This is a genomic window from Nitrospira sp. Vd2 (assembly GCF_979581665.1).
This window is the reverse complement of the sequence record NZ_CEFZSK010000013.1, coordinates 13,545-27,053: the sequence shown is the minus strand read 5'-3', so window position 1 is coordinate 27,053 and position 13,509 is coordinate 13,545. Positions and strand designations below refer to the sequence as shown.

15 protein-coding genes are annotated in these 13,509 nt (G+C 60.3%); all 15 read left to right on the top strand.

Features of this window, described 5'->3' with window-relative positions; all coding sequences use genetic code 11:
• Positions 1 to 42 precede the first annotated feature (42 nt).
• The 15 genes from AC1U7K_RS07315 to hisC all read left to right on the top strand — a co-directional run bounded on the left by AC1U7K_RS07315 (position 43) and on the right by hisC (position 13,496).
• Positions 43 to 765: a phosphoadenylyl-sulfate reductase gene (locus AC1U7K_RS07315; RefSeq protein WP_480250385.1), complete on the top strand. Its 723-nt coding sequence runs from the start codon at positions 43 to 45 to the stop codon at positions 763 to 765.
• Positions 766 to 811: 46 nt separating this feature from the next.
• The gene (locus AC1U7K_RS07310; RefSeq protein WP_480250384.1) at positions 812 to 1,225 is read left to right on the top strand and encodes a hypothetical protein; all 414 of its coding nucleotides are present in this window, start codon (positions 812 to 814) and stop codon (positions 1,223 to 1,225) included.
• Complete coding sequence (gene trpD / locus AC1U7K_RS07305; protein WP_480250383.1) at positions 1,225 to 2,268, top strand: anthranilate phosphoribosyltransferase; 1,044 nt, start codon at positions 1,225 to 1,227, stop codon at positions 2,266 to 2,268. Before AC1U7K_RS07310 ends, trpD begins: the two co-directional genes overlap by 1 nt.
• The gene (gene cysD, locus AC1U7K_RS07300) at positions 2,265 to 3,062 is read left to right on the top strand and encodes a sulfate adenylyltransferase subunit CysD (RefSeq protein WP_480250381.1); all 798 of its coding nucleotides are present in this window, start codon (positions 2,265 to 2,267) and stop codon (positions 3,060 to 3,062) included. The genes trpD and cysD overlap by 4 nt, the downstream gene beginning before the upstream one ends.
• Positions 3,063 to 3,357: 295 nt before the next feature.
• On the top strand, positions 3,358 to 5,202 hold the full coding sequence (locus AC1U7K_RS07295) for a GTP-binding protein (RefSeq protein ID WP_480250380.1): 1,845 nt from the start codon (positions 3,358 to 3,360) through the stop codon (positions 5,200 to 5,202).
• 94 nt (positions 5,203 to 5,296) lie between these two features.
• Positions 5,297 to 6,214 (top strand): Mrp/NBP35 family ATP-binding protein, encoded by a 918-nt coding sequence (locus tag AC1U7K_RS07290; RefSeq protein WP_480250379.1) that lies wholly within the window; start codon positions 5,297 to 5,299, stop codon positions 6,212 to 6,214.
• A 19-nt stretch (positions 6,215 to 6,233) separates the two neighbouring features.
• Positions 6,234 to 6,965, top strand: a complete 732-nt coding sequence (locus AC1U7K_RS07285; protein ID WP_480250377.1) for a PCP reductase family protein — start codon at positions 6,234 to 6,236, stop codon at positions 6,963 to 6,965.
• A gap of 84 nt (positions 6,966 to 7,049) precedes the next feature.
• The gene (locus AC1U7K_RS07280; RefSeq protein ID WP_480250376.1) at positions 7,050 to 7,778 is read left to right on the top strand and encodes a hypothetical protein; all 729 of its coding nucleotides are present in this window, start codon (positions 7,050 to 7,052) and stop codon (positions 7,776 to 7,778) included.
• Positions 7,779 to 7,780: 2 nt separating this feature from the next.
• Positions 7,781 to 8,092 (top strand): hypothetical protein, encoded by a 312-nt coding sequence (locus AC1U7K_RS07275; protein WP_480250375.1) that lies wholly within the window; start codon positions 7,781 to 7,783, stop codon positions 8,090 to 8,092.
• A 99-nt stretch (positions 8,093 to 8,191) separates the two neighbouring features.
• Complete coding sequence (locus AC1U7K_RS07270; RefSeq protein ID WP_480250374.1) at positions 8,192 to 8,941, top strand: YebC/PmpR family DNA-binding transcriptional regulator; 750 nt, start codon at positions 8,192 to 8,194, stop codon at positions 8,939 to 8,941.
• Positions 8,942 to 9,023: 82 nt separating this feature from the next.
• Positions 9,024 to 9,629 carry a Holliday junction branch migration protein RuvA gene (gene ruvA / locus AC1U7K_RS07265; protein ID WP_480250373.1) on the top strand — a complete coding sequence of 202 codons (606 nt, stop codon included), beginning with the start codon at positions 9,024 to 9,026 and terminating at the stop codon, positions 9,627 to 9,629.
• Between the two features lie 37 nt (positions 9,630 to 9,666).
• Positions 9,667 to 10,158 (top strand): hypothetical protein, encoded by a 492-nt coding sequence (locus AC1U7K_RS07260; RefSeq protein ID WP_480250372.1) that lies wholly within the window; start codon positions 9,667 to 9,669, stop codon positions 10,156 to 10,158.
• A gap of 11 nt (positions 10,159 to 10,169) precedes the next feature.
• Complete coding sequence (ruvB, locus tag AC1U7K_RS07255) at positions 10,170 to 11,174, top strand: Holliday junction branch migration DNA helicase RuvB (RefSeq protein WP_480250370.1); 1,005 nt, start codon at positions 10,170 to 10,172, stop codon at positions 11,172 to 11,174.
• 158 nt (positions 11,175 to 11,332) lie between these two features.
• Positions 11,333 to 12,415 carry a prephenate dehydratase gene (gene pheA, locus AC1U7K_RS07250; protein ID WP_480250369.1) on the top strand — a complete coding sequence of 361 codons (1,083 nt, stop codon included), beginning with the start codon at positions 11,333 to 11,335 and terminating at the stop codon, positions 12,413 to 12,415.
• Positions 12,416 to 12,419: 4 nt separating this feature from the next.
• Complete coding sequence (hisC, locus tag AC1U7K_RS07245; RefSeq protein WP_480250367.1) at positions 12,420 to 13,496, top strand: histidinol-phosphate transaminase; 1,077 nt, start codon at positions 12,420 to 12,422, stop codon at positions 13,494 to 13,496.
• Positions 13,497 to 13,509: the final 13 nt, after the last annotated feature.

Here is a 13,509-nt window from a genome sequence, read left to right as displayed (position 1 = left end):
GCAGTATCGGCCTCAGCGTCGTGGCTCTGGATAAAGTAAGAAATGAAAGAGCAGAACTTGTCGAACCGGCCGCCGGAGGAGACGCTGAAGGCGCTCAGTGCATCGTTTGAAGGGCGGCCGCCGTGGGACGTGTTGCGCTATGCGCTCGAGCAGTATTCGGGACGCATCATCCTGGCGTGCAGTTTCGGCGCGGAAGACGTGGCCTTGGTCGACATGATTCAGAAGATCGATCGGTCGGTGCCGCTCTTCTATCTCGACACGGGCTTTCTCTTCCCTGAGACGATCGACGTTCGCGACCGCATCGTCGCACGCTATAGCTTGCAAGCGGATCACGTCATTCAGGTGACGCCTGAGCTCACGCCCGACGCACAGGCCGAGCGCTATGGGGATGGACTGTGGCTCCGTGAGCCTGATCGTTGCTGCAATCTTCGCAAGGTGGAGCCGTTGACGCGTGTGTTGCAACGGTATGCGGCCTGGATTACCGGCATTCGCCGCGATCAGGCGTCCTCCCGCGCGCAGGCCGGACTCATCGAGTGGGACCAGAAGTTTGCTCTCGTCAAGGTCAACCCACTGGCCACCTGGACCGCGGACGATGTGTGGACGTACATCCGCCTACACGAAGTGCCCTACAACGCGCTGCACGATCGGGGCTATCCGAGCATCGGATGTACCCATTGCACCTCGTCGGTCGTGCCCGGCGAAGATCCGCGGGCCGGCCGCTGGCGCAATTTCGGGAAGACTGAGTGTGGACTGCACAAGTCGTGATATCGAACTAAACGAACCAATGAGTTGAGGACGGAGAGACACGGGTATGAAGAAGATCGCGATCATCGTGACAAGGGGTGCGTACAACAATCTGTTGCAGGCCTGCCAGTGGGCACTCTTCGCGGTGGAATCCGGTTGGCAGGTCAGCCTACTCTTCCGCGATGAGGCCGCACCGAAAGTGACGATCGAGAAAGTTCAGGAGCTGAGGTTTTCGGATGCGTATCGCGGGCGGGAGGTGAAGGTCCGAACGCTCTTGAAGGACCGCAAGCTTCATGATTTGCCGATGCTGCTGCGGGACATCAAGGAAAAGGGCGACGCCAAGTTTTCCGTGTGTCGGGAGTCGCTCGAGTATTTCGAGATACCCGTCGAGAAGTTGATTCCTGAACTTGATGAAGTCCAACGGGCGGAGGCCTTTTGGAAGGAAGCCGTGCTGCCGGCGGATCAGGTGCTGACGTTCTGATGCAAGCCTTCATCGCGAAAGTCGGCAAGGGTCCCCGCGCGTCCAAGGACCTGACGTGGGATGAAGCGAAGCAGGCCATGCGCCTGTTGATCGAAGGAAAGGCGTCACCCGCGCAGGTCGGCGCTTTTGTCCTCGCCATGAGGGTGAAGCTCGAGTCCGTGAGCGAGCTCGCCGCATTCACCTCTGCGGCGCGCGAGTATGTCGCGCCGATACGTATCACAACGAAACGTCCGCTCGTCGACGTGGGGACGTATGCCGGAAAGCAGGACACGTTTCATGCGTTGATCGGCGGCGCCATCATTGCGGCGGCCACAGGCGCGGCCGTGCTGCTGCACGGGATCGACGGAACCCCCGGGCGCGTGACCACTGGCGCGGTGCTCGCCGCCCTCGGCATCCCGCATGACCGCGTTCCGGATCGCGTGGCTGCGGACGTGCAAACGCAAGACTTCGGATACTTGGACCTCGCGCTGTACCATCCGCCTTTGGCCAAGTTCCTTCAGCTTCGCGACGAGCTGGGTGTGCGGACGCTGTTTCATCCTGTCGCGAAAATGCTCAATCCGGCGCGCGCGCCGGCGCAGGTCATCGGCATCACACACCCGCCCTATTTTGAGAAGACCGCCGAAGCGCTGCGAATGCTGGGGAGCCGCCGTGCCCTCGTCGTTCGCGGTGTGGAAGGAGAGCCCGAACTGTCCATTGCGGCGGCGACCCGTGTGTTGGATTTGACCGGCGAGCAGGTGCTGCCCCTCACGCTCAATCCGACCGACATCGGCCTCCCGCGAGGCTCGTTTCGCGATATGGCGGGCCCGCCCGGGCAGGTGAGTCAAGAGGCGGTGCTGCTGCGGCGAATTATGCGGAACGAGGTTCGAGGGGCTCAACGGGACTGGGTTGTGCAAAATGGCGCGTTGTTGTTGTATGCCGCCGGGGTGAGCTCGTCGATCTCAGGGGCCGTCCGGATCGCACAGCAGGCGGTGGAGTCCGGAGGCGCGGCGCAGAAACTCGCCGATCTCACGGTGAGTACAGGGAAAAAGGAGTCGGCGGCGTGAAGCACTTGCGGCAACTGGAAGATCAGAGCGTCTACATCATGCGCGAGGCGTACAAGCATTTCGACAACCTCGCCATGCTGTGGTCGATGGGCAAAGATTCGACGGTCTTGCTCTGGCTGGCGCGGAAAGCCTTCTTCGGTCATGTGCCGTTCCCATTGCTCCACGTCGATACGAGTTACAAGATCCCGGCAATGATCGAATACCGTGATCGACTCGCCCGTGAATGGCGGCTCAATCTCGTCGTGGGCCAGAACAAGGAAGCGTTGGCCGCCGGGATGAATCATACGATGGGCCGCGTGACCTGTTGCACTGCGCTCAAAACGAATGCGCTCAAACAGCTCATCGAAGACAAAGGCTACACCGGGATCATCCTGGGTGTCCGCGCGGATGAAGAAGGCACGCGGGCGAAGGAACGGTACTTTTCTCCGCGCGACAAGCACGGCGATTGGGACTTTCGTGATCAGCCGCCGGAGCTGTGGGATCAATTCAAGACGACGTTTCCGCCCGGCACGCACATTCGGATCCATCCGCTCCTGGACTGGACCGAGATCAACATTTGGGAATACATCAAGCTCGAAAACATCCCGTTCATCGACCTCTATTTGGACAAAGGAGACGGCACGCGGTACCGCAGCCTCGGCTGTGCGCCGTGCACGTTTCCGATCAAGTCAACCGCCAAGACCGTGGATGATATCATTGCCGAACTCCGTCAAACGACCGTCGCGGAGCGTGCGGGCCGGGCTCAGGATGAGGGGCGGGGGATGGAGTTGCTACGCAAAGAAGGCTACATGTGACGAAGAATGCTGAAACGGGCATCCAGCTTCGTTCTTGGGTCGAAAAAATCCCGGCCGCCTCACCATCTCGGCGGCGCGCACAAACTTGGCGCGACATATTCGTCGCGCCGTGCGCCCTCAACGTAGCCCACACGGGGAGAGCCTGTCTTGGCAGGCTGGGGTGGGAAGGTGTAAGCGTACGCCTGCGGTTTTTTCTCCCCTGCGGCCCTCAACGGGAAGGGGCGCGTCTTGGCGCGCCTGGGGCGGGTGGGTGGAATAGATTGCCGTTTGAGCATTCTTCTGTATGAGAACGGACATGCGGGCGATAGACACCAAACCTTCCGAGACGATGAACATCGTGATCGTCGGGCACGTCGATCATGGGAAGTCGACGCTCCTGGGCCGGCTGTACGCCGACACGGGGTCGTTGCCGGAGGGCAAGCTTGAGAAAGTCCAGGCGATTTGCCGACAGCAAGGCAAGGAGTTCGAGTATGCGTTCCTGTTCGACGCATTCCTCGAGGAGCAGGAACAAGGCATCACGATCGATACCGCGCGGACGTTCTTTATCTGGAATGGTCGGCAGTACATCATCATCGATGCTCCCGGGCATAAGGAGTTTCTTAAAAACATGGTGTCGGGGGCCGCGCAGGCCGAGGCGGCCCTGCTCGTCATCGATGCCTTGGAAGGCGTGAAAGAACAATCGAAGAAGCACGGGTACCTCCTGTCGATGCTGGGGGTGAAACAAGTGTCGGTCGTCGTCAACAAGATGGACCTCGTCGGCTATCGACAAGACGTCTTTGAGGCAATCGAAAAGGAGTATCGGGAGTTCCTGTCGCAGTTGAAGGTGGTACCGCAGCACTTCATCCCCGTCAGTGCGAAGCTGGGAGAAAATATCGTTCGCCGGAGCCCGCGAATGTCGTGGTATGCCGGTCCGGCCGTCTTGGATGCCTTGGCGCTCTTTCAGAAGGAGAGCGCTCGCGCGCAGCAGTCGCTCCGGCTGCCGGTGCAGGACGTCTACAAGTTCGATGCACGACGCATCGTGGCCGGACGCGTGGCGGCGGGCCGGCTCAAAGTCGGCGATCGCCTGGTGTTCTCCCCCTCGAATAAGAGCGCCAACGTCAAAACCATTGAAGCCTTCAATATCGAGCCGCCGCTGACCGAGGTTTCGGCCGGGCAGTCCGTCGGAATCACGCTCGATGAACAGATTTTTATCGAACGCGGAGAAATCGCCTCGCATGCCGAGGATGTGCCCTTCGTGTCCACGACGTTCCGCGCCAATATCTTTTGGCTGGGCCACCGGCCGTTGCAGCGTGGGAAAAAATATCTCCTTCGTCTCGCCACACGGGAGGTCGGCTGCGAGGTCGGCTCGATCGAACGGATCGTCGATACCACCGCGCTGGATCTTCAACAGGGCGGCCATGTCGTCGAGAAGAACCAAGTCGCCGAGGTCACCATTCGTAGCAAGGCCCCCATTGCCTTCGACCTCTCGCGAGCGTTCGAGATCACCGGGCGATTCGTTCTGGTGGACGAGTACGATATCGCGGGCGGCGGCATCATCACCGAAGCCGTGCGCGATGAGCAGGAAGATCTTCGGGACGAAGCCAGACGACGCGATTTTGCCTGGATCAAAGGCGAGGTGAGTCCGGAGGCGCGGGCCCAGCATTATGGGCATCGGGCGGCGATCGTGCTGCTGACCGGCGGGCGGCACACCGGGAAGTCATTTCTTGCGCGCAAATTGGAAGCCATGCTCGTGGCGGAAGGGCGGCATGCCTATTTGTTGGATGCCGAGAACCTGCGGCACGGTCTCGACGCCGATCTTTCCGAAACCGATGCGGCACACGCGCAGGAGATGGTGCGGCGCTATGGGGAGGTGGCCCGGCTACTCGTTGATACCGGGCTCATTGTCGTCTCCACCACGAACCCGTTCGGCCTTCCCGGGCAAGCCGTGGTCGAGTCGATTCGGACGCTCGTGCATCCGACGCCGGTGCTCGCCGTTCACATGAGCAAGACCGAGGAGGACGCCCCGCCTCACGCCGACCTGCATTTCGGTGGGCCAAAGAATTTTGATGAGGCCGGACAGCGGATTATCGAGGAACTGAAGCGCAAGGGCGTGTTAGCCCAAGCGATCGGCGCGAAGCCGACATTCCAGTATTCCATCTAAGTAACCGAACGACAACTCTCCCGCGACTTGAGCCAATCTCACACGAGTTCCGGCCGTTTGACTCGTCAGAAACCGCTATGCTACCGTGGCTTCCATGGCTGAGAAGGACCTGAAATCCATACTGAGGAAACTTCAGTACAGCGACGATGCCAAGGTCGTCCAGCAGATCACCGAACAGATGCGGCAGGTGCAACGCCGTATGGCGGGGATTCAGCAGAAGCTCGTGGTGATGAGCGGGAAGGGCGGCGTCGGTAAGAGCATGACCACGGTGAATCTCACCCTCGCGTTTGCTCGCCAGGGTGCGAAGGTCGGCTTGCTGGATGTCGATCTCAACGGTCCATGTGTCCCCCGAATGCTCGGTATGACCGGGCAGGCACTCACAATGACGGGAGACGGGGCGTTGCCGCCGGTCGGGCCGCTTGGCATCAAAGTCGCTTCCATGGATTTTTTTCTCGATCCAGCCTCACCGGTCCGATGGAAAGGACCGATGGACTTGAGTCCCGTCTGGCTCGGCGTGATGGAGATGAACGTTATCCGCGAGTTTCTGGCCGACGTGATCTGGGGTGAGCTGGACTACTTGCTCACCGATCTCCCGCCCGGGGCCGCCGCCGATAAGCCCCCGGTCATCGCCGGTTTCATTCCCGACCTCGCGGGGGCCATTGTCGTCACCACGCCCTCCGAAGTCGCCTCTGATGTGGTCCAAAAATCGGTGACGTATGCACGCGACATGGGTATCCGAGTCCTCGGGATGATCGAAAACATGAGCGAATACCGGTGCCCATCATGCGGGGCAGAGCACGAACTCTTCGAGGGCAACACCGAGGCGTTGTGCCAGGCGCTCGACGTCCCGTTGTTGGGCCGGATTCCGTTCGATCGCACGCTCGCACGAACCTTCGATAAAGGTGCGCCACTGCTGGACGAGCACTATCCGACGATTCGGCGATATCAAGAGATTGCCGGCCGCATCCGGGCCTTATTGGATTATAAGAAGGTGCTGGCCGAGAAGTTATAGTCGGCCAAGAGGAGCCGTCATGAAATTTGTGTGCTTGAATTGTGAAACCTACATGACCTTCGAGAAGGTTGAGAAGCCGGGGGAAGGGTCCCTGGGCGTCTTCTTTGGGTGCCCCTCCTGCGGCGCGAAGTTTTCGATGGTGACGAATCCGGGCGAGACGCAAATGGTCAGCTCCCTAGGCGTGAAGCTTGGCGGGAGGACCGTCGCAGCCGAGCCGTTTGAAATGACACGCGGGACGCTCAAAGATGAAGCGCTCGCCGGCTCAGGGCAAATGGCGTCGTACCTCAATGAGAAAATCCAGGGCGGCCAGCCGGCTTCTGCCGCGGCGCCCAAGAAAGAAGGGGAAAAGTCCGGCGGGTGTCCGTTCTCGGCTATGGTGGCCGAAATGGGATTGACGTCGGGGGGGAAACCGGCTGCACTGTCCTCGGAGTTTACGTGGACGGCTGACGCCAAGACAAAGCTCGAAGCGCTGCCTTCGTTCGTGCGACCGATGGTGCAGAGCAGCGTCGAGACCTATGCCCGCAAGCACGGATACACGACGATCAATCTCCAGGTGATGGACGACTCGAAGAACGAGTCCAACGGCGTGGCGTGGACGGCGGAAGCCGAGAAGCGGTTGGAGAACATTCCGGATTTCATCCGGCCGATGGCTCGCCGGGAGATTGAACGCTTGGCCAAAGAGCGGGGCGCGACGACGATCACGGCGCAGGTCATGGACGAGGCGAAAGAGAAGTTCATGAAGTTCATGTAGCGAGTGTTGGGGCGTCTTGTCCCAAGAAAGGCCCATCCGGTATAACGCCGGATGGGCCTTTTACTGTCACGAACGAGGACGTGCATGAGTTCGATTCGTTGGTTCTGCTGCCTACTGGTCGTAGCGCCGCTCGTGCTTGCCGACCTGCTTGTTCTCAATGCTCACGAAAGGGACGTTGGTGCGGACGGCCATGGCCACCACGGGGTGCATCATGCGGGAAGCGCCGATCTTCAATGGGAGGGCTCAGCCGAGGGGCGTGCCTACTCCGAATTCAATCACCACCTGGCCGGCATGTTCGTTATCCTGATTGCGCTGAGCGAATGGCCGGGCGTAGTCGTCGGACGCGCCAGGAGTCTGGTACGCCTGATCCTCCCACTCTCAATGGCCGCCGCAGGCCTCTTTCTGCTGGTCTGGAGTGATCATGACGGGTGGCCGATCGGCACCATGACCGTTGCCCAGACGTTCCTCACCGGAGAGTGGGAGACGATTCAGCACAAGTGGTTCGGGATCTTTCTGCTGGCGATCGGCACTGTCGAATGGCTTCGGCGTACGAACGGACTGAACCATCGGTGGGCAAGCTTCCCCCTACCCGCCTTGGCAATTCTCGGGGGCGTGTCCCTCTTCCTGCATAGCCATGGCTCTCATCCGGCGGCCCATAAGATTGCGCTGCACCATGCTGCGATGGGGGTGATCGCGATCACAGCCGGGTCATCCAAAATATTGGCCAATGGGGATACGGAGTCGCGATGGGACAAGATCTGGACGATCCTCGTCTTGCTGATTGGCATCGAGCTTCTGATGTATTCGGAATAATTATGGCCGCTCACTCTTCAACGCTTGCGGCGCTTCTCTCCGCTGTCTTGCCCGGGCTGGGTCAGCTCTATCACCGTGAGTGGCGAAAGGGCGCGGCCTTCCTCACCGCCACCGTCGCACTCGATTCCGCACTGGGCGTTACGGCACGAACAGCCGACGTCCTGCACGCCGCGATGCACGGCTCGGGCGTCGAGAACCTCGCCTCGCTCACGATCCGTAGTCTCCCGCTTCTGGCTCTTGCGCTGTGGAGCGTGGTCGATGCCCGGCGACCGCGAAGCATGCCCGGCACGATGCCGGCTCCTCCGTTGCGTTGACACGTCTCTTTCGACTGTGTTAGACCACTTTGGACCTCGCAAATTGCAGGCCCATCCGAAAAATTGATAATCGCGATAGCAGGCGTGCAGGAGGACCATATGGGCGGCCATAGTCATTGGGCCACCGTCAAGCGCCATAAAGCGGCACAAGATGCCAAGCGCGGAAAGATTTTCACGCGTCTGATCCGCGAACTCACGATCGCCGCACGAAGCGGAGGTGATCCCGACGGCAACCCGCGTCTGCGGCTCGCGATCGCGAAGGCCAAAGACGCCAATATGCCGGGCGATACGCTGAAAAAAGCGATTCAACGGGGAACCGGTGAGTTGCCCGGCGTCAGTTACGAGGAATTCACGCTCGAAGGCTATGGACCGGGTGGTACCGCTCTGTTACTCGAAATCACGACCGACAATCGCAACCGCACGGTCGCCGAAGTCCGAAGCCTGCTCACCAAGAACGGCGGCAACATGGCAGAGGCCGGGGCGGTCGCCTGGCAATTCCAGAAGAAGGGCTTGCTCACCGTCGAAAAAGGCAAGGTGGATGAGGACCGGCTGTTGTCGCTTGCCCTCGATGCCGGTGCAGAGGATGTAAAGATTGACGAGAAGGCCTTCGAGATCATCACGGCTCCGAACGATTTCGAAGCCGTGAAGAAGGCCCTTGCCGACGCCAAGATCGAGCCGCTGGTAGCGGAAGTGACGTTCGTTCCTCAGAACTATGTGAACCTCGAGGAAAAGGCTGCCGAGCAGATGTTGAAGCTGATGGAAATCCTCGATGAGCATGACGACGTCCAGAAGGTCCACGCGAACTTCGATATTCCGGACGCCATCATGGAAAAGGTTGCGGCGGGATGATTCGTATGGACCGGCGGACACGATCGACCAAGCGCTTCGCGGTTTGTCGAAGGTTTGTCATTCATCCCCCACTCAGGTTGAGATGATTGCCGCGCTCAGCGGGCGGCTCACCTTCAAATCGCCTTCCTCGATTACACTGGACGTTCACGGTGTCGGTTACGAAGTCTTCGTGCCGCTGAGCACGTTCTACGCCCTGCCCGACGTTAATGAAAGCTCCTCGCTCCGCATCTATACGCATCTCCGTGAGGACGCCATTCAACTCTATGGATTTCTGACCTCTGCCGAAAAGGAGGCGTTCGTCCTGTTAACGTCGATCTCCGGTATCGGGCCAAAACTTGCGCTCAGCGTGCTCTCCACATTGCCCATTTCGGACCTGGCGTCCGCTGTTGAAAGCGGTCACGTCGAAAAATTGACGACGGTGCCGGGAGTCGGCGCGAAATCCGCCGGGCGGATCGTACTCGAGCTCAAGGACAAGATTGGCCGATTGCGTCAAGGAACGCCTGCGCCAGCGTCCGCTCCGGCTCAGGAGAAGACGGTGGAGGACGATGCGCTGTCCGCACTCGTCAATCTCGGCTATCGCAGCCAAGATGTGAAGGCGGCTCTCAAGACCGTCGTGGCGACGCATGGAGCGGCGGCACCGCTCACCGAGGTGATCCGACTGGCACTTAAGGAACTTGCAAGGGGGTGAGGTGATGGAACGGCGGAACCGACCTGTACGGTGGAACATGTGTTCAGCATGGCAGGTCCCCGGGGAACGGCGGTTGCCGGCAATGATGATCATGGTGGCCATGCTTGCAATGCCGGCTCTCCTCAGCGCGGAGGAATCGACAGAGCCCAAGAGTCGGCGGATGGTGTGTGGCTCCTGCCCGGAGGGCTATGCGACGACGGGCATGACGACCGATGCGAAAATTTGTAAGGACGGTGATCCGACGCTCGTTCAGTGCGTGCCGCTCGGGGCGAATTTATTGCCGGTCTGTGGTTCCTGTCCCGAGGGGTATCGGGAGATCGGCTCGTCGGTCGTCCCGTCAATGTGCGGGACGTTGAACGGCGGCCGCGTGTCCCAATGTCAGTTGCAAAAGATGGAGTCCAACCTGCCCGATCCGTCCCAGGGCGGAGTGAGCTGCCCTCCGAATTGCGGCACTACCGGGCAGCCTGGGCAAGGCTCAACGCCTCCGCCGCCAAAGTACCGGACGGTGCCGGAGAAGAAGAGCGAGTAGCCGCAGTCACGATGAAAGAACGCATCGTCGGCATGCAAGCGACCGAAGATGAGCGCGGGCTCGACGCCGCGCTTCGCCCCCAGCGGCTCGATGACTATATCGGACAAGCGGCGATGAAAGATTCGCTTCGTATTTGTATCGAGGCGGCGAGGCGACGCGGTGAGGCGCTCGATCACGCGATCTTCTACGGCCCGCCCGGCCTCGGCAAGACAACCATCGCCCATATTATCGCGCGGGAGATGGGCGTCGCCATTCGCTCGACGTCCGGTCTCGTCCTGACTCATGCCGGCGATCTCGCCGCAATCCTCACGAACCTCCAGCAGGGGGACGTCCTGTTCATCGATGAGATCCATCGCCTGCCGGCCTCCGTCGAAGAAGCGTTGTATCCCGCGATGGAAGACTACCAGCTCGATCTCGTCGTCGGCCAGGGGCCGGCGATGCGGACGATCAAGCTCGATCTGCCGCACTTTACCTTGATCGGTGCGACGACGCGAGCTGGCGCGCTGACGTCGCCGTTGCGGGATCGCTTCGGCTTGGTCCACCGGCTCGATTTCTACTCGCCCGAGGAGTTGCAGACGATCATTATCCGATCCGCGGGGCTGCTACAGGTCCCGATCGATTCGGAAGGCGCGGCTGAAATCGGGCGCCGAGCGAGAGGCACCCCGCGCATTGCCAATCGTTTGGTCAAGCGGGTGCGGGATTTCGCCGAGGTCAAGGCGGAAGGGGCGATCAGCCGAGCGGTCGCGCAGGAGGCGTTGGAGTGGCTCGGCATCGACGGCGCGGGCTTCGATGAGATGGACCGGAAGATCCTGCTCACGATCATCGAAAAGTTCCGGGGAGGTCCAGTGGGTGTCGAATCACTGGCGGCGGCCGTCAATGAGGAGCGGGCGACGCTGGAAGACGTCTACGAGCCGTTCCTAATTCAGTCGGGGTATTTGGAGCGTACGGCCCGAGGCCGACACGCGACACGGCTGGCATTCGAACACTTTGGAAAGAAGAAGGATTTGCTGAGCTAACCCGCCTATCTCTTGCGCACCGTCAATCGCCTCCTGTCCCGGCTGTCGCCTGCGCCTGACGTTGATCTCCTTGAAACTTCGCGTGGCGCTTCTGTATGATCGTACTTTCCTATCGGTAGCCGGAAGTCAGCATCAGGCCGACAAAAGTTACGAATCCCATGGCGAACGAGAAAGATATTAGTGCGCATCGGCAGGAGATCGACCGAATCGATGATGAGATCTTGCGGCTGCTGAACGACCGCTCGAAAAACGTCATTGAAATCGGCCGGCTGAAGAAACAGAACGATACCGAGGCGCATCTCCATACGCCACGGCGGGAGGCGGAAATCGTTGAGCGCTTGATGCGCAACAACAAAGGGCCGTTCCCGAACGAGGCCATCCGCTCGGTGTACCGAGAAATCATGTCGGCTTCCCTATCGCTCGAGGGGCCACAAAGGGTGGCATACCTCGGGCCGCGTGCCACGTTTACGCACCTCGCGTGTATTCAAAAATTCGGAAACTCGGCACAATACCTTCCGGTCAACAGCATCAAAGACGTGTTCAACGAAGTGGAACGGGGCCGCGTGCATTTTGGGATCGTGCCGATCGAGAACTCGACCGAGGGTGTCGTCAATCACACCCTGGACATGTTTATCGATTCAAATCTCGTCATTTACGGCGAGGTCCTGCAGGAGGTCTCGCACCATCTGCTGTCGAAGAGCGGACGCATGGAGGATATCGATACCATCTACTCGCACCCCCATGCGATCGCGCAGTGCCGGAATTGGCTGGAGGCGAACGCGCCGAAGATCCCCGTGTCGGAAGTGCCGAGTACCGCCCGGGCTGCCGAGCGGTGTACCGATGATCCCAAGGCCGCCGCGATTGCCTCCGAACTCGCCGCCGACCTGTACGGCCTCAAGGTCGTGCGGGCCAGGATCGAGGACAACGTCAACAACTTCACGCGCTTTCTCGTCCTCTCGCAGAAGCCGCCGGAGCGCACCGGCAAGGACAAGACCTCGATCATGCTGTCCGTCAAGGATAAGGTCGGCGCGCTCTATGATCTGCTGCGGCCGTTCGCCTCCTACGGCATCAACATGACGAAGATTGAGTCGCGGCCGTCGCGGCGCAAGGCCTGGGAGTACATCTTTTTCGTCGATGTTGAGGGGCATATCGAGGAGGATCGGGTGAAGAAGGCCTTGGACGAAGTCAAAGGTCGCTGCCTGTTTTTGAAAATCCTCGGCTCCTACCCCATCCACAGCTGATCTCATGCCGCTCCGCGTCCATCCAGATATCGCCGGGCTTTCCGCGTACATTCCCGGAAAGCCGGTTGACGAGCTCGAACGCGATCTTGGCATCCCGCGCGCCATCAAATTGGCCTCGAACGAAAACCCCCTCGGGCCTTCCCCTCGTGCGCTCGGCGTATTGGCGGGAGCCTTGCCGACGCTCCATCAATATCCCGATGGCGGCGCCTATCGGCTTCGCGCGGCCTTGGCCGATCGCTTCAAACTGACGCCCGATCACTTCATCCTGGGCAACGGGAGTGACGAGATCATCGGCCTGCTGGCACGGGCCTTCCTTTCGCCCGGTGATGAAGCCGTCATGGCTGACGAGACGTTCGTGATTTACAAGATGGAGGTCTCCGCGGCGCACGGCAAGCCGGTGATCGTGCCGCTTGTGTCCTGGCGCCACGATCTTCCGACGATGGCGGCCGCTGTCACGACCGCGACGCGGCTGGTCTTCATCTGCAATCCGAACAACCCCACCGGCACGATGGTGTCTGCGCGAGAGGTGGCGGAGTTCATGGCGCGTGTCCCGCCGGACGTCATCGTCGTCTTCGACGAGGCCTACTTTGAGTACGTTCGTGATCGCACCTACCCGGATTCCGTTCAGTTCGTGAGAGACGCCCGAAACGTCGTTGTCTTGCGGACCTTCTCGAAAATCTATGGGCTGGCTGGGTTGCGGATCGGGTATGGGATCACGACGCCTGAGATTACCGGGTATTTGAACCGTATCCGGCCGCCCTTCAATGCCAACACCCTGGCGCAGCGCGCGGCCCTCGCGGCGTTGAGCGACGAGGAACACGTCGCGAAAAGTCGGGCGTTGAACGAAGCGGAAATGGACATCGTACGCGCCGGCCTCGTTGCGCTGGGATTCCATCCGGTGCCGAGCGAGACAAACTTCCTCTACTTCGATGTGGGCCGGGACGGGAAAGCGGTCTTCGAAGCATTGCTCCGGCGCGGCATCATTATTCGTCATATACAAGGTCCCATGCTCCGGGTGACAATCGGGCTACCGGAGGAAAACCGTCAATTTTTAGATGCGCTCAAGCAGGTTCTCGCCTGAGCACAGGGAGCGA